We start from the raw sequence: 16714 nt of genomic DNA, 5'->3' as shown, positions 1-16714 counted from the left end.
AATGAATTGTGTTTTATTGTGCAAAATGATGATTAAAGGAAGTTATATAGATGAGAAAAAGAAAAACAATGGATGGCAATACGGCAGCTGCCTATATTTCCTATGCCTTTACGGAACTTGCGGCGATCTATCCGATAACCCCTAGTTCAACCATGGCCGAATTAGTGGATCAGTGGTCTGCTCAAGGAAAGCATAATCTTTTTGGGCAGCCGGTGAAGGTTGTTGAGATGCAATCCGAAGCAGGGGCTGCTGGAGTGGTTCACGGCTCTTTAAAAACAGGTGCCTTAACGACAACCTATACGGCGTCACAGGGACTTTTACTGATGGTGCCTAATATGTATAAGATTGCTGGTGAAATGCTGCCAGGCGTCTTTCATGTCGCCAGCCGAGCAGTGACGACCAACGCCTTGAATATTTTCGGAGATCATACCGACGTAATGGCCACCCGACAAACAGGCTTTGCTATGTTAGCGGAAAGCAGTGTTCAAGAAGTAATGGATTTAGCGCCAGTCGCTCATTTAGCAGCTATCGAAGCCAATATACCTTTTTTAAATTTTTTTGATGGTTTCCGAACCAGTCATGAGATTCAAAAAATCGAGGTTTTGGACTATGAAGAACTCGCACAACTGGTTAATCATGAAAAATTGGCTGCTTTTCGTCAAAAAGCCATGAATCCGAATCACCCAACAACGAGTGGAACGAATCAAAACCCTGATATCCATTTTCAACAGCGGGAAACGATCAATCAGCATTATCAAACATTGCCTGAGATCGTTCGTTTTTACATGAAAAAAATCAATGCTTTAAGAGGGACCAACTATGATTTAGTGGATTATTATGGTGCTTCAGACGCCGAAGAAGTCATCGTTTCGATGGGCTCCTCGACGCAAACGATCCAGCAAACGGTGGATCATCTGTGCGCTTTAGGCCGCAAGGTAGGGGTCTTGTCGATCCATTTGTATCGACCATTCCCATTAGAAGTCTTCTTAGAAAAACTGCCTGCTTCCGTCAAAAGTATCGCTGTATTGGATCGCAGCAAAGAACCTGGCGCCAATGGCGAGTCTTTGCTTTTAGATGTGCAAAGTGCCATGTATGATGCAGCGATGCGGCCGACGATCATTGGTGGACGCTATGGTCTGGGGTCAAAAGATGTGACGCCTGATCAAATCGTTGCTGTCTATGACGAATTGCTCAAGCCAAAAGCCAGTCAAAAGAAACGCTTCACTATTGGGATCACGGATGATGTGACGCAATTGTCGTTGCCATCAAAGGGAACGCTAGATCTAACTGATCCATCCACCTTCCAAGCGAAATTCTGGGGATTCGGCTCTGACGGGACCGTCGGGGCGAATAAGTCAGCAATCAAAATCATCGGTGACCATACCGAAAAATATGTGCAAGGCTATTTCCACTATGATTCGAAAAAATCTGGTGGTCTAACGGTTTCCCATCTGCGATTTGGGGATACCCCCATTCGTTCCACCTATCTGATCGAACACGCGGATTTCGTTGCATGTCATACGCCTGCGTATTTGCATACGTATGATTTGCTGAAAGGACTCAAAAAAGGCGGAACCTTTTTGTTAAATACGACCTGGTCACAAGAGCAAATCTTTAAAAATCTACCGAAGAAGATGAAACGTTATCTTGCTGAAAACGAGATCCGTTTTTATACCATCAACGCCATGCAGTTGGCAATGGAAGTTGGTTTAGGTGGACGGATCAATACCGCGATGGAAACAGCCTTCTTTTACTTGGCAAACATCATTCCGACCGAGGAAATCTTGCCGATTTTAAAAGAAGAGGCGCTGAAAAGTTATCGGCACAAATCGATGGCGATCGTTGAAAAAAACCAAGCAGCCATTGATCGCACCATCGAATTATTACAAGAAATCCCTGTTCCAAACAAGTGGGCAACGATCGAAGTGCCGGAAAGGACATCCACTGCGACAACACAATTTGTGCGAGAAATCGTGGAACCCATCAACCGTCAAGAAGGCAATCAACTAAGCGTGGGTACCCTCGTACGGAATCAAATGACTGAAGGGGTGATTCCTGTCGGGACCACAGCGGTTGAGAAGCGGGGGATCGCTGTTGAAGTCCCCGAGTGGTTATCAGATCGCTGTACCATGTGTAATGAGTGTGCCTTTGTCTGTCCTCATGCGGCGATCCGTCCGTTTTTGGCAGATGAAGATGAATTAGCCGAAGCGCCGGAAGGCTTTATCGTCAGAGAGATGCGAGGCGCGAATGGGCAAAAATATCGAATTCAAGTTTCCGTTGAAGATTGTACAGGTTGCGGTCTTTGTGTGGAAGCCTGCCCCGCCAAAGGGAAAGCTTTGACGATGCGTCCTTACGAAGAACAAAAGGAACAAGCTTTAAATTGGGCTTTTGCGATGACTTTACGTCAAAAAGAAAATCCAGCAAAACCTGGGACGGTCCTAGGCTCCCAATTCAATAAACCTTTATTGGAGTTCTCTGGTGCTTGTGCGGGTTGTGGGGAAACCCCTTATGTCAAATTATTGACCCAAATGTTTGGGGATCGCATGATGATCGCCAATGCGACCGGCTGTTCTTCGATTTGGGGTGGAACCTCACCAGTATCCCCTTATACAACCAATCACTTAGGACAAGGTCCAGCTTGGTCAAACTCGTTGTTTGAAGACAATGCCGAATATGGCTACGGCATGTTCTTAGCCAATCAAACCAGACGGGAGAAATTAGCAGCCCAGTTGCAGTCATTGAAAGCCGCTGTATCAGAAGAATTGCAGGCTTTGATTGAGGATTGGGACTTTCATCGAGAAGAAAGTGCTGGGACCCAGCAGCGAGCAGCGAAACTGATCGCCGCCTTAGAAGCGGAAGTCTTCGATACTCCGCAGCTGGCTCCAATCTTGAAGGAGAAAGATTTATTCGTTAAGCCAAGCCAATGGATGATTGGCGGGGATGGCTGGGCGTACGATATCGGATTTGGTGGTATTGATCATGTCCTCGCTTCTGGTGCAGATGTCAACATTCTCGTGTTAGATAATGAAGTCTATTCTAATACAGGGGGACAAGTCTCTAAAGCAACACCGACTTCGGCAATTGCTAAATTCGCTGCGAGTGGCAAGTTTGTTTCCAAAAAAGACTTGGGAATGATGGCGATGACCTATGGCCACGTTTATGTCGCACAAATCGCATCTGGTGCCAATCAAATGCAAACAATCAAAGCCTTTGAAGAAGCCGAGCGATTCCCTGGGCCGTCAATCATTATTGCCTATACACCATGTATCACTCATGGTCTTGCTGGTGGAATGCGTCAATCCTTGAAGGAAGCACAAGAAGCAGTTGCATCGGGGTATTGGAGTCTCTACCGCTATAACCCGCTTCTGGCAGAAAAAGGGAAACAGCCAATGACCCTTGATTTCAAAAAGCCGGCATTTGACCAAATGCCCGCCTTTATGCAGACCCAAGTTCGTTTTGCATCTTTACACAGTGCCAACCCCAATGCGGCGCAAGCATTGTTTGAAAAAACCGTTTCAGATGCCAAAACTCGTTTCTATAACTATGCCCGTTTAGCAGGTCAAGAAGAAAAAATACGAGCAAAACTTGAAAAAACAGACGTTACGGACGAAAATAGCCCATTGGAATGTGGTCACCCGGAACAAACAACGGCTGTAAAATCGACTCGTGTGCGTAGAGAAAGACAGACCCTAAGCGAAGAACAGTTAGCTGAAAGGGCTGCGCGGCGAGCGGCACGCGCGAAACGCCGTCAGCAAGAGTAAGCTAAGTGGTTTTAATCGCTCTTTGAGGAATCAATCGATTGCGGAGAAACGACCCTGAAAAACGGTTTGTGCTGTTTTTTCAGGGTCGTTTGTTTTTTTTCTATGAAATGGGTACCGATGACTCCTTAGATGAAATCTTCGAAGACCTTTGACAAACAATGATTTCAGGATAATGGTAAACTAAGTAAAAGAGCTGTTTATTTTTTCAAAACTTTTTCATAAATTTGTTTTTTTTCAAATCTTTGAAGAAGTCCTATGTTATACTATTATCTGAAGTCTTAAGAATAAAGGAAGGCTGTTTATGTTGATAAATTTCAGGGATTTTTTTAATTTAGATTATTGGAGAGAATTGCTCTCATTTGATATATTTTCTTGGTCATTTTTAGTAAATGTTTTAGACGTGATCGTTGTTTGGTACTTGGTTTATAAGCTGATCCAGCTTGTGCGAGGCACAAAAGCGATCCAGTTGTTCAAAGGAGTCGGCCTGTTCATTGTTCTAAGGTTTTTGGCAGGTATTGTAGGATTAAAGACGCTATCTTGGTTGATGGATCAAGTCATCACTTATGGTGTGATTGCTGCAATTGTTATTTTCCAACCAGAAATTCGACGAGGGTTAGAGCATCTAGGACGCAGCTCTTTCTTCAAGACTTCTAAGAATGAAAAACGACGGGATGAAGTTTTGGTCCAAGCGTTAGACAAAGCTGTTCAATATATGGCAAAACGAAAGATCGGTGCGTTGATCACGATCGAGCGGACGACGGGATTAGAAGAATATATCGAAACCGGGATTCCTTTAGATGCGGATGTGACGGGTGAATTGCTGATCAATATTTTTATTCCCAATACACCGCTTCATGATGGCGCAGTCATTTTAAGAGATGATAAGATCGCTGTTGCTAGTGCCTACTTGCCATTGTCGGAAAGTCCGCTGATTCCGAAAGAATTCGGGACACGCCATAGAGCGGCTGTCGGGATTTCAGAAGTCAGTGACGCATTGACCATTATCGTCTCAGAAGAAACCGGTGATGTTAGTATTACGCTAAATAATCGCATGTTGACCGAACTTTCTCGCCAAGAGTATCTTGACGTGTTGAATCGCGAATTAGTGCCGGAAGAAAAACCTGGTAAACGCAACTTGCTGCAATCTTTCTTTGAAGGGGTCAACAAAGGAGGAAGAAAATGATCAAGAAAGAACGTCGTCAAAACGTATTTTATGGTATACTAGCGCTGTTCTTTAGTCTGGTTCTGTTTTTCATCGCCAGCGGATCAAGTCTGCAAGTCAATCTTGCGGGAACATCAAATCCTTATGAGGAAGAGATCGATAATGTACCGATTCAGACCACCTACGATACGGATGAATACTTCATCCAAGGATTTGAAACAACAGTGGATGTGACCTTATCTAGTCGAAATCGTGTACAATTGAATGCGGAACGTAGTGAGGAAACACGGAGCTTTCGAGTCGTAGCTGATTTGACTGGGCTCGATGAAGGAACGCACGAGGTCCCTTTAGAAGTAAAAAATCTTAGTTCAAGTGTCACAGCTGAAATCGAACCAAAAACAGTCACTGTGACGATCGAGAAAAAAGTCACTCAAACCTTTACCATTGAACCCGTCATCTCCACCGACGGAGCAACCAGCGGCTACGGCGTCGATTCAATGAGTGTCGATCCGCAGAAAGTAGAAATCACGACCGGCGATCAAACGTTAGCGGAAATCGACCGAGTGGTAGCAATCGTCAATCCCGATGATATCACAGGTGATTCAATCACTGTCAGTGGAACGATCGAAGCATGGGATAGTGACAACAATCCACTAGCGATCATCGCTGACCCTGATTCGGTAGATGTTGCCTTGATGATGGAAGCACCAAGTAAAGAAATTGAGTTGTTTGTTACGCAACAAGGGACAACACCAGAAGGGGTCTCCCATTATATCTACCGCATGAGCAGTATTAGTGCCGTTTTGACAGGACCACAAAGTATCTTGGATGAAACACAGCAGATTGGTGTGCCGGTGGACGTTAGTGAGATCACGACAACGACGGAACGGACAGTAACCATTCCAGTGCCTGATGGGACGACGATTAATCCGACGGTCGTGACGATCCAAATCACACCAGTTGCACAAACTACTACGGAGAATCAATCAAACAATGATAGCAATGAAGCAGAGAATAGTGAGAATTCTCAAGATAATTCTTCGGCAGTCGACACGACAAACGAGCAGACAGAGAATTCCGCAAGCAGCACAACGACAAGTAGTCCTTAGTCGTTTGACTGTAGAGAATGAATAAGAGAGGTTATTAAAATGGGAAAATATTTTGGTACAGATGGTGTTAGAGGAGAAGCAAATAAGGAGTTGACACCTGAGTTAGCATTTAAATTGGGTCGGTATGGCGGCTATGTACTAAGTCAGCACGAAACCGGTGACCGTCGTCCTCGCGTATTGGTTGGGCGGGACACACGGATTTCTGGACAGATGTTAGAAAGCGCATTGATTGCTGGTCTATTATCCGTTGGGATCGAAGTATTCCAGCTAGGTGTTATTTCCACACCGGGAGTGGCTTACTTGACGAAAGTACAAAAAGCAAGCGCAGGTGTAATGATTTCTGCTTCTCACAATCCCGCACAAGACAATGGGATCAAGTTCTTCGGAAATGATGGCTTTAAATTAGTTGATGAACAAGAAGCTGAAATTGAAGCATTGCTTGATGCGCCTGAAGACACACTTCCGCGACCTTCTGCCGATGGCTTAGGAACGGTGGATGAGTTCCCAGAAGGGTTATTGAAATACTCTCAATTTCTACGTCAAACGATTCCTGACGATTTGGAAGGGATCACGGTTTGCGTTGATGCAGCAAATGGCGCAACAGCTACCAGTGTCAATCGACTGTTTGCCGATCTAGAAACAGAATTCTTCACGATGGGTACTTCCCCAGACGGATTGAACATCAATGATGGTGTTGGTTCAACGCACCCCGAAGCATTAGCTGAGTTCGTCGTTGAAAAAGGTGCAGATGCTGGTCTTGCGTTTGATGGAGATGGTGATCGGGTCATTGCAGTTGATGAATTAGGGAACATTGTTGATGGCGATAAAATTATGTATATCTGTGCAAAATATTTAGCAGAACAAAAACGCTTGAACCAAGGAACGATCGTTACGACGGTCATGAGTAACTTAGGCTTCCATAAAGCAGTCGAAGCCATTGGTTTGAAAGATGTGATCACACAAGTTGGTGATCGCTATGTCGTAGAAGAAATGCGTAAAAATGATTATAATTTCGGTGGCGAGCAATCTGGGCATATGATTTTCTTAGATTTTAATACGACCGGAGACGGCTTACTTTCAGGGATCCAACTATTGAATATCATGAAACAGACAGGGAAAAAATTGTCTGAATTAGCAGGAGAAGTAACGATCTATCCACAAAAGCTGGTCAACATTCGAGTGACCGATAAGAATGGTGCGATGGATGTTCCTGCAATCCGTAAAATCGTAGAAGAGACAGAAGCAGAAATGAACGGTGAAGGCCGCATCTTAGTTCGTCCTTCCGGAACAGAACCATTGCTTCGGGTGATGGCGGAAGCGCCAACGATTGAAAAAGTTGACTATTATGTAGAAAAAATCGCAGCGGTCGTTCGAGAAGAAATCGGTGCGGAATAATTAAACGAAAAAAAGACGATCAGAGGAAAGCTTTGATCATCTTTTTTTCAGTTGCTAATCAGAAAAAAGTGAAAAAGGATCGTCCTAATTATCACCGGAATAAAGGGTGCTCATTTAAGGTAAGTCGCGGTTTCAACAAGTGGAGCTAGTTTTTTAAAAGTCTTTTTGTATTTATTGGGCAAGCGATAAGGGAAAAAGACCGGCTAAGTAAGATCGAGAGATCCTCTTAGCCGGTCTTTTTATTTTGTAGAGTCTAATCAATTTGCTTTTGATCTTTTAAAAAACTTATTCGACCGTAACGGATTTTGCTAAGTTTCTTGGTTTATCAACATCGAATCCACGTTGTAAAGTAGCAAAGTATGCTAGCAGTTGCGTTGGAACGACTGCCACTAAGCTGGTTACCAATGGGTGGACGTTTGGCAAGATGATTTGATCGGTCGCTTTTGCTAATTCTTGGCTAACGATCACAAGGGTATGAGCCCCACGAGATTCGACTTCTTTTAAATTGCCTCGCGTATGAGAGCCGGTCACTTCTTCCGTGATCACACCGATCACTGGTGTACCTTCTTCGATCAACGCGATGGTGCCGTGTTTTAATTCACCAGCCGCAAAACCTTCCGCTTGGATATAAGAAATTTCTTTTAATTTCAATGCCGCTTCCATCGATACATAGTAATCATTCCCACGACCAATATAAAAGGCGTTGCGGGTATCAGATAAGAAATCTTCAGCAAATTGACTAATAACAGCTTTTTCATCTACTAGAGCTTCCATTGCAGAAGCAACGATGCTTAGTTCATGGAAGACATCAAAGTCCAATGCTTCAGGGACGGCTTTTTCATCACCAATGGCTTTTGCTAATAACGTCATCACTGCGATCTGTGCAGTATACGCCTTTGTAGAGGCAACAGCGATTTCTGGACCAGCATGAAGCAACAAGGTATGGTTCGCTTCTCGAGAAAGAGTAGAACCAGCAACGTTGGTAATCGTCAGACTAGGAAGACCTAACTGGTTGATCGTCACTAATACTTGACGGCTATCTGCCGTTTCACCACTTTGTGATAAGAACAAGAAGAAGGGTTTTGCTGACAACAATGGCATGTTGTAGCCAAACTCACTAGATAAGTGAACCTCAACAGGGATCTGTGTTAGTTTTTCTAAAATGGATTTTGCTGCCCAGCCAGCATGATTGCTGGTACCACAAGCAATGATGTAGATCCGATCGCTCGCTAAAAGTTCGTTTTTTAACGCTGGATCGATCACTACTTCACCGGATTCTCCTTGATATTCTTGGATCAAGCGGCGCATCACAGTTGGTTGATCATCGATTTCTTTTAACATGTAGTAAGGGTACGTTCCTTTTTCGATGTCAGTCAGATCTAGTTGTGCTTCATAAGATTCACGGTACACAAGGTTTCCTTTTGGATCTTCAATTTCGATCCCATCGGCGGTTACGGTCACCATTTCGCCATCTTCGATCTCAACAAAATGAGTCGTTTGATCAAGCATTGCTAAGGCATCACTACAGATGACATTAAATCCATCTCCCAAACCGATCAATAAAGGACTTTTGTTTTTGGCAACATAAATGGTTTCTGGATCATTTTTTTCGACTAAAGCAAAGGCATAAGAGCCGCGAATCAAGGACAAAGCTTTTTTGAAGGCTGCTTTGGTCGTGCTGTTGTCTTGCTCTTTCAACACTTCAATCAAATGAACAACGATTTCGGTATCTGTTTGACCTTCAAACTGGTGGTTGCTTAAATATTCTTGATGAAGCTCTTCAAAGTTTTCGATCACACCGTTATGAACCAAAACGAGTGCTTGGTTTGCTGAAGTGTGAGGATGAGCATTCATTTCTGATGGTTTGCCATGGGTCGCCCAGCGGGTATGTCCGATACCGATCGTTCCTGTTACTTCAGAAGTCACTTTTTCTTCCAAGTTTTTGATTCTTCCTTGGGCTTTCACTAAATGATCTGAAGTGCGATCAGCGACATAAAGACCTGCTGAGTCATAGCCACGATATTCCAAGCGTTCCAATCCGTTCAAAATAATCCGTTCTGCATTTGATTTTCCTACGATTCCTACAATTCCACACATAATGATAATCCTACTTTCAAAAAATTTAGTTTGACATTATGTATTTCTATCTGCGTAGCAAGTCTTTGTCATCATCTTGCGATGAGATTTGTTCTTGCCTGTAGAGTGCAGTCCCTAGAGTCATCCGCCGAATGTTTCGATAAACTCTTTCCTCGTCATCTGTTTCCAGATCAGGCGCTATCCTTATTGGTCTATCTATCCTCCTTGTGAGATATTTTATAGAAATACAAGCAATATCATAATATTTATTCCTGTTTCTGTCAACTGTAAGTTATATAAAAATAATTGGTATAGTTATTGGTAAGGCTGATTTGAACCTGTCTAAAGGGAATCAAAACAGCTGACATAGCTTTGTCGAATAAGATTCCCAAGAAATTTCCTCATAAAGCTATGCTTTTTTTTTTAAGTTCGATACAATAAAAAAGTAAGAAAGTGAGGGAATGAAATGCCAGAATTTGTAAATTGTATGACTTTTTCAGAGCTAAAGAAAATGATAGCTGCGATAGAAACAGATCCTAATGTCACAGATGAAACAAAGGTCATGTTGGATACGGGCTGGGACAGCTTGCAAGAAATTTTGCCCGGGTCAGTCACCGTTGAAACCGCGCAAACATTCGAAGTCCAGGATGAACTAACAAAGGAATTTTTTGGTGGCTATGTGTTAGCTGAAAAAAGTGGAAAATTTGATGCGGTTGGAGACGAAGAAGCAGTGATCGTCATTAAAAATCTATACTAATTATGGGAAAGGTGAAAAGTTAGGTGGGAAAATGAATAAAAGAAGATGGATCGCAGCGGCGATCGCAGCAGGGTTATTTATCTGCTCGGGGGTTTTTTCAGCAATCACAAATCGTCCAGAGCAAGAGGAAACTCAGACGCTGCAAGGGTTAAATGCTTTGTTCTATGGAAGTAATGCGATCGAAGAGACAACGTTAGTTGCCGGAGATCAAGACAATCGCATCGTTCGCTTATCTTTAGAAGGAACGATCGCCAGCAGCTCCAGTGGCGGCTTATTCACGACAGAATCTTATGATCATCAGCGGTTTTTAGAAGAACTACGGATGATCCAAGAAGATCCAACTATTGGGGGCATTTTGATGGAAGTCAATACGCCCGGAGGTGGCGTCTATGAAAGTGCCGAGATCGCTCGTGAGTTAGCAAAAATCAAAGAGTTAGGGATTCCGATGTATGTCAGCATGAAAAATATGGCAGCCAGTGGCGGTTATTATATCTCGGCAGGTGCTGATAAAATTTTTGCAACGGATGAAACGATTACCGGTTCAATCGGAGTGATCATGTCAGGGCTCAACTATGCCGGCTTATTCGAAAAGCTAGGGATCGAAGACAATACGTATAAAAGTGGTGCACTAAAAGATGTAGGTTCAGCAACGAGAGAACCAACAGAAGCCGACAAAGAAGTCTTGCAAACCTATGTCGACAATGCCTATGGTCGGTTCGTTAAAATCGTAGCAGAAGGACGTGGCATGACAGAAGAAGCTGTCAGAAAAATCGCTGATGGCCGCATCTATGATGGTCAGCAAGCAGTGTCTGTTGGCTTAGTAGATGAAATCGGCTTTCCTGAAGATACATTAGCAGCAATGCAAGCAGATCTAGGCTTGGAAGATGCCGAGATTTTCAGCTATGACGTTTCATCTACTGGATTTGCTTCTACTTGGTTAGGTTCAAGTTTAGCCGAATTGCAAGGATTAAAAGAATCAAACACAGAGCGAGTGATCCAATTGATGGAAAGCCTTGGAACCAGCGATGCTCCTAAACCTCTTTATTACTATGGAGGTGAATAACTATGACAGAGAAAAACAAGTATTCCGCTGGCGCATCGTCAACGGATGACAATCACACAAGTACGTCAATCGATCAAAGGAAACAGCGGGAAACTTCCACACCGGCAACCGGTCAAACGGATGTGCCAACTGAAGCACAGGTTTCAGAAACAACCGAACCAGTAAACGCCAGCAAAGCGATGAGAAACGGACAAGTAAACCATCCCGATGATTTTTATCAACAAGTCTTGACGTCTTTTCAAGAAGAAGAGTATACCCAAAGCGAGATCGAAGAAAGACAAAAAGCGTGGCAACATTTTGAAGAACCTGAAAAACAGACCGAAGACAAACGGTTCTTTAATGACTTTCCTAGTTACTTTTTTGCCGGTTTTTGGATCCGTCTGTTTGCTTTTTTAGTGGATCTTCTAGTGATCCGGGCAATCACGCAAATAACGATCGGCAGTATCTATAATCTAGCGAATCTAACGGCAACTAACCAGCGGTTTGGCCTTTACAACATCTGTGCCTTAGTGATCTATCTCGGCTATTTTGTTCTGATGACGAAGCTGAATCATGGTCAAACAATTGGGAAAATGCTTTTTGGCATCCGCGTTATTTCTTTCGTCGAAGAAGAACTCAGCTGGCAAACGGTCTTGATCCGCGAACTTTGCGGGCGCTATGTGCTGCAATTCAATGTTTTCTTTTATCTCGGTTACCTGCCAATCATTTTTAATAAAAATAAGCAACAAGCTGCGGATTATTTTGCTGAGACGAGTGTGGTGACCATCAATCTGATCAAAGCCTTTAATAAACAGGTAGATGCCAATCATGTAATAGTTGGTGCACAGAACTAACCAGCAGATCAAGCAAGTAGTAAAGGAGGGATCGTGAATGGGTGAGACGATTGATTTCCCAGGTCCAAATGAACGGCTTCGTCTGGCGGCAGAAAAAGCCTATCAATCAAAAGAATTTTTGCAAGCTTTTCGCCTGTACAATGAACTGTATCAAAAAAACGCCAGTTTTGAGATCAATCAATGGCTGGTTGAATGTCTGCAGCAGCTGAATGATTTTGCCAAAGCGTTAGATCTGGCGGAAGACTATTTAGATGACTATTTAAAAGAAACCGATGGGTATTTACAAATTGGTCATCTGCTGATCTTGGATGGACAGTATTTAAAAGCTCGGCGCTGGCTTACATTAGGTAAAAAAACAAAAATTGCGAGCCGCTACCAGGAACAGTTAGCAAGTGAATTAGCTAAAGTAGAAGAAGTGCAGCAAATTTTAGGGCTGGAAGATTTTCATGGGAAACGCAAGCATCTACGTGCACTGGACGAAGCCAATCAACCGGTGAGTGCAACAGAATGGCACGTTTTTACCCAAGCCATTACTAAACCACAATTTGTCACGCTGATGCATGAAACGCTGGCTTCCATCAAAAATCCGTATTTACTGCCTAAATTAGTGGATGAGCTGGTGCGTTTAGAAGTAGACGAACCATTTGATTTGATCGATTACCTTGGGAATATGCAGCAGATCGTTCCGAAAAAGGTGAAACTTTTGCAAGAGGATGACGCTGTTAAGGCGATCAAGAAAGAGATTGACGAAACGATCGCCCAAGAAGATCCGATTTTAGCAGAAAGTGTCTCAGCAGAAATCAATGATCATTTAGCCATCAGCTACCCATTTTTACCTGCAAAAGAAGAGGCAAAAGCGTGGGTGGCAAGCTACGTTGCAGATTATCGCGGGTTATTTGAAGAAAAAGAACAGCCAAAAGCAGCGAATGAAATAGAAGAGCGCAAACGACACTTGCGCAATATCCTACGATTGAGCATTCGCTGAAAGAAAAATTCGCAACTTTCATGGTAAAATGTTTACAATTAAACAACGTTAGTGTACTATTTAAAGGTATGCATGAAGCTATTTCATATGTAAATCAATTAATATTCGGAGGGAAATAAATGACTGCAAAATGGGAAAAAACAGGCACCAATGATGGTGTTTTGACATTTACGATCGCTCAAGCAGAAATCCAAAAAGGCTTGACGACTGCATTCAATAAAGTGAAAGGCAATCTTAACGTACCTGGCTTCCGTAAAGGAAAAGTGTCACGCCAAGTATTTAACCGTATGTATGGCGAAGAAGCGTTGTATGAAGATGCATTGAACGCAGTTCTTCCAGAAGCTTATGAAGCTGCTGTAAAAGAAGCAGGGATCGATCCTGTTGCGCAACCAAAAATCGACGTTGACAGCATGGAAAAAGGCCAAGATTGGGTAATCAAAGCAGAAGTTACTGTAAAACCTGAAGTTAAACTTGGTGATTACAAAGAATTAACAGTTGAAAAACAAGACCGTGAAGTAACAGAAGAAGACGTGGATGCACGCATCAAACGTGAACAAGAAGCACAAGCTGAATTAGTTATCAAAGAAGACGAAGCAGCTGAAAATGGCGACACAGTCGTTATCGACTTTGAAGGCTTCTTAGGGGAAGAAACATTTGAAGGCGGCAAAGGTGAAAACTACTCACTTGAACTTGGCTCAAACTCATTCATCCCTGGCTTTGAAGAACAATTAGTGGGAACAAAAGCTGGCGATAGCAAAGACGTTACCGTGACTTTCCCAGAAGATTACCAAGCAGAAGATCTAGCTGGTAAAGAAGCAGTTTTCAAAGTAACGGTTCATGAAGTCAAAGCAAAAGAACTTCCTGAATTAGATGATGAATTCGCAAAAGACGTTGATGACAGCGTTGAATCATTAGCTGAATTAAAAGAAAAATACCGTGCTGAATTGACAGAAACAAAAGAAAAAGCAGCAGAAGATGCAAAAGACGAAGCTGCAATCCGTCAAGCAGTTGAAAATGCAGAAATCGTTGAATTACCACATTCAATGGTGCATGACGAAGTTCACCGTTCAATGGATGAATTCTTAAACAACATGCAACGTCAAGGAATTTCACCAGAAATGTACTATCAATTAACTGGATCAACTGAAGCTGATCTGCACACACAATTCGAAGGCGAAGCAGAAACACGCGTGAAAACAAACCTTGTCATTGAAGCAATCGCTAAAGCAGAAGGTTTGGAAGCAACAGAAGAAGATATCGAAAACGAAATCAAAGAACTTTCTGAAGCTTACAACATGCCAGTGGATCAAATCAAACGCGTCTTAACAGAAGACATGTTGAAACATGATATCACAATGAAAAAAGCAGTTGAACTTGTAACAGGTACTGCAAAAGAAGCGTAAGCAAAACTTTTAAAAGCGGCGAACATCTACCGGTGTTTGCCGTTTTTTCATGGGAGTAAAAATGGAGATTTTGGGAATTACTAACAAATGATAAGAAAACATTAGGCAAAGTAAAAAGAACTTTTTCTTTCAAAAAAGTTATGATATGATTGTTTAAGACTGCAAAGTTAGTAAACCAAATTCCACTCCTTTAAATAGGTTGGAAAATTTTCAAGGGGTGAACAGTATGTACGATAATACAAACGGTAATGAAGCTGTTCGTTGTTCTTTTTGTGGAAAAACACAAGAAGAGGTGAAAAAGATCGTTGCAGGTCCTGGGGTCTATATCTGTAATGAATGCATCGATTTGTGCAAAGAAATCATTGATGAAGAGTTTTACGAAGAAGCAGTTCGGGAATTTACTGAAGTGCCGAAACCGCAAGAACTATTGAATGTTCTCAATGAATATGTGATTGGACAAGATCGTGCCAAACGAACATTGGCTGTAGCGGTTTACAATCACTACAAACGGGTCAATGTAGAAACGACAGCTGAAGATGTAGAATTACAAAAAAGCAATATTTGCTTGATTGGACCAACGGGTTCAGGGAAAACATTCTTAGCACAAACGTTAGCACGTTCTCTGAATGTGCCATTTGCAATCGCTGATGCAACTAGTTTGACAGAAGCCGGCTATGTCGGTGAAGATGTGGAAAATATTCTTTTGAAACTGTTACAAGCTGCTGATTATAATGTAGAGATGGCCGAAAAAGGGATTATCTATATTGATGAGATCGATAAAATCGCCCGTAAGAGTGAAAACGTATCGATTACTCGTGATGTCTCTGGTGAAGGTGTTCAGCAAGCTTTATTGAAGATCCTAGAAGGAACCACTGCTAGTGTGCCGCCTCAAGGTGGACGGAAACATCCGCATCAAGAGATGATCCAAATCGATACGACCAATATCCTCTTTATCGTTGGTGGGGCGTTTGACGGGATCGAAACAATTGTTAAAAACCGCTTAGGTGAAAAAACTATTGGATTTGGTACAAACAACAAACGTCTTGAAGAAGGCGAGAGCGTGATGCAACAGATCATTCCTGAAGACTTGCTTAAATTCGGTTTGATCCCTGAATTTATCGGTCGCTTGCCAGTGATGGCTGCTTTAGAGAAATTGACGGTAGATGATTTAGTGCATATTTTGACTGAACCTAAAAATGCCCTTGTCAAACAATATCAAAAATTGATGGCATTAGATGATACAGAACTCGAATTTGAGCCAGAGGCTTTACGTGCGATTGCTGCGCAAGCAATTGAGCGAAACACCGGAGCTCGTGGATTACGTTCGATCATCGAAAATATTATGATGGAAGTCATGTTCAATGTTCCTTCTGATGAGTCGATTCAAAAAGTCACTATTACGGAAGAAGCTGCGAAAGGACTTGGCGAACCAAAAATCATTTACAATGAAGAGACCAAAAAAGCAGTCTAATCGAGACCAAGTCGGATAGTTTCATTGCTATCCGGCTTTCTTTTTGAAAAAAATGAAAAGGAGCGATCCAATGAAAGTACATGATGCTGAGATCGTCATCAGTGCTGTATCACCAGCACAATACCCAGACACACCCTTACCGGAGATTGCCTTAGCAGGGCGTTCCAATGTCGGTAAATCATCCTTTATCAATACATTGATTAACCGTAAAAACTTAGCCCGTACCTCGTCAAAACCGGGGAAGACCCAAACGTTGAACTTTTATTTGATTGAAAATACGCTGCATTTTGTCGATGTCCCTGGCTATGGCTATGCAAAAGTATCGAAAACCGAGCGAGCGAAATGGGGGAAAATGATTGAAACGTACCTCGAACAAAGAGAGCAGCTGCGAGCAGTAGTATCTTTGGTTGATTTACGTCACGCACCTTCCCAAGAAGATATTCAAATGTATGAATTTTTAAAGTATTATGAGATCCCGGTGATCGTGGTTGCTACCAAAGCAGATAAAATTCCTCGTGGAAAATGGAACAAGCACGAGAGTATGATCAAAAAAGCGTTGTCCTTTGATCCAGCAGATACGTTTATCCTATTTTCTTCTATTACCAAACAAGGAAAAGAAGAAGCCTGGAAAGCGATTGAAGCAGCAATAAAATAATTATTAATTCGGAAACCGAAGCAAAGAAGTCCCTTGCTTCGGTT

General features: G+C 42.6%; 12 protein-coding genes. 11 read left to right on the top strand and 1 reads right to left on the bottom strand.

Annotation, left to right across the window (positions count from 1 at the left end; translation table 11 throughout):
* Positions 1 to 50 precede the first annotated feature (50 nt).
* From nifJ to glmM, 4 genes are all read left to right on the top strand, one after another.
* A complete protein-coding gene (gene nifJ / locus IGI84_RS08645) occupies positions 51 to 3761 on the top strand; it encodes a pyruvate:ferredoxin (flavodoxin) oxidoreductase (RefSeq protein ID WP_140964827.1) in 3711 nt (1236 codons plus the stop codon).
* Between the two features lie 301 nt (positions 3762 to 4062).
* Entirely contained in the window at positions 4063 to 4944 is an 882-nt protein-coding gene (gene cdaA / locus IGI84_RS08640; protein ID WP_005235688.1) for a diadenylate cyclase CdaA, read from the top strand.
* Positions 4941 to 6032 (top strand): CdaR family protein, encoded by a 1092-nt coding sequence (locus IGI84_RS08635; RefSeq protein WP_220426573.1) that lies wholly within the window; start codon positions 4941 to 4943, stop codon positions 6030 to 6032. The genes cdaA and IGI84_RS08635 overlap by 4 nt, the downstream gene beginning before the upstream one ends.
* Positions 6033 to 6071: 39 nt before the next feature.
* On the top strand, positions 6072 to 7427 hold the full coding sequence (glmM, locus tag IGI84_RS08630) for a phosphoglucosamine mutase (RefSeq protein ID WP_077454554.1): 1356 nt from the start codon (positions 6072 to 6074) through the stop codon (positions 7425 to 7427).
* Positions 7428 to 7712: 285 nt separating this feature from the next.
* Here glmM and glmS read toward each other — a convergent pair whose 3' ends face one another.
* Entirely contained in the window at positions 7713 to 9524 is a 1812-nt protein-coding gene (glmS, locus tag IGI84_RS08625; RefSeq protein ID WP_077454553.1) for a glutamine--fructose-6-phosphate transaminase (isomerizing), read from the bottom strand.
* Between the two features lie 445 nt (positions 9525 to 9969).
* On the opposite strand from glmS, the gene IGI84_RS08620 reads away from it, so the two are divergent.
* The 7 genes from IGI84_RS08620 (at position 9970) to yihA (ending at position 16670) form a co-directional block, all read left to right on the top strand.
* Entirely contained in the window at positions 9970 to 10260 is a 291-nt protein-coding gene (locus IGI84_RS08620; protein WP_096742774.1) for a hypothetical protein, read from the top strand.
* A 31-nt stretch (positions 10261 to 10291) separates the two neighbouring features.
* Positions 10292 to 11323 (top strand): signal peptide peptidase SppA, encoded by a 1032-nt coding sequence (gene sppA / locus IGI84_RS08615; protein ID WP_081118601.1) that lies wholly within the window; start codon positions 10292 to 10294, stop codon positions 11321 to 11323.
* 2 nt (positions 11324 to 11325) lie between these two features.
* Positions 11326 to 12156: an RDD family protein gene (locus tag IGI84_RS08610; RefSeq protein WP_220426571.1), complete on the top strand. Its 831-nt coding sequence runs from the start codon at positions 11326 to 11328 to the stop codon at positions 12154 to 12156.
* Between the two features lie 37 nt (positions 12157 to 12193).
* Positions 12194 to 13141 carry a hypothetical protein gene (locus IGI84_RS08605; protein ID WP_220426570.1) on the top strand — a complete coding sequence of 316 codons (948 nt, stop codon included), beginning with the start codon at positions 12194 to 12196 and terminating at the stop codon, positions 13139 to 13141.
* A gap of 119 nt (positions 13142 to 13260) precedes the next feature.
* Positions 13261 to 14544, top strand: a complete 1284-nt coding sequence (gene tig / locus IGI84_RS08600; RefSeq protein ID WP_005225965.1) for a trigger factor — start codon at positions 13261 to 13263, stop codon at positions 14542 to 14544.
* Between the two features lie 226 nt (positions 14545 to 14770).
* Positions 14771 to 16015, top strand: coding sequence for an ATP-dependent Clp protease ATP-binding subunit ClpX (gene clpX, locus IGI84_RS08595; RefSeq protein ID WP_005235713.1), 1245 nt, complete (start codon positions 14771 to 14773; stop codon positions 16013 to 16015).
* A gap of 70 nt (positions 16016 to 16085) precedes the next feature.
* A complete protein-coding gene (gene yihA / locus IGI84_RS08590; RefSeq protein ID WP_077454549.1) occupies positions 16086 to 16670 on the top strand; it encodes a ribosome biogenesis GTP-binding protein YihA/YsxC in 585 nt (194 codons plus the stop codon).
* Positions 16671 to 16714 lie beyond the last annotated feature (44 nt).

Source organism: Enterococcus sp. DIV0008, assembly GCF_050542615.1.
In the GTDB taxonomy this organism is placed as follows: Bacteria; Bacillota; Bacilli; order Lactobacillales; family Enterococcaceae; genus Enterococcus_D; species Enterococcus_D innesii.
The sequence above is the reverse complement of the archived record's forward strand: the minus strand, read 5'-3'. Positions and strand labels throughout refer to the sequence as shown.